Source organism: Arthrobacter sp. Br18 (genome assembly GCF_000520555.1).
Classification (GTDB): domain Bacteria; phylum Actinomycetota; class Actinomycetes; order Actinomycetales; family Micrococcaceae; genus Arthrobacter_D.
This window is the reverse complement of sequence record NZ_KI914855.1, coordinates 41935-42540: the sequence shown is the minus strand read 5'-3', so window position 1 is coordinate 42540 and position 606 is coordinate 41935. Positions and strand designations below refer to the sequence as shown.

Here is a 606-nt window from a genome sequence, read left to right as displayed (position 1 = left end):
GGCGTCGAGCCGTGCCCGGATGGTGGGGCTCCGCGCGGCCAGCGGACCTCCCCGTCCGACAGGGGAATCCGGCGCGCTGCGGGGCGCCGGCTGCTGGAAGGCCAGGAGGAACTCTGCCAACTGCTGCGCGGCGCTTCTCCGTCGGGCGGCGGGCACAGCGGATCCGACCCGTCCCTCGATCCACTCCGCGATGCTCCAGGCGCAGGGATACAGCGACGACGGCGCACCCACGCGCACCGGAACGGAGGTCCTCACCGGCAGGTGCCCGGTCAGCGCCGGAAGCCAACGCTGCTCGACGCGGATGAGGTCGGCGCCCATGCTACGGCGGGGCAGCCGGACCACGAGAGCGGACCTCCCCGTCCGACAGGGGAATCCGGCGCGCTGCGGGGCGCCGGCTGCTGGAAGGCCAGGAGGAACTCTGCCAACTGCTGCGCGGCGCTTCTCCGTCGGGCGGCGGGCACAGCGGATCCGACCCGTCCCTCGATCCACTCCGCGATGCTCCAGGCGCAGGGATACAGCGACGACGGCGCACCCACGCGCACCGGAACGGAGGTCCTCACCGGCAGGTGCCCGGTCAGCGCCGGAAGCCAACGCTGCTCGACGCGG

1 protein-coding gene is annotated in these 606 nt (G+C 73.8%); it reads right to left on the bottom strand.

Going from position 1 to position 606, the window contains the following annotated elements; all coding sequences use genetic code 11:
* Positions 1-489, bottom strand: a 489-nt coding sequence (locus Y704_RS24420) for a phosphotransferase (RefSeq protein WP_275451058.1), incomplete at its 3' end; no start/stop codon positions are given.
* Positions 490-606 lie beyond the last annotated feature (117 nt).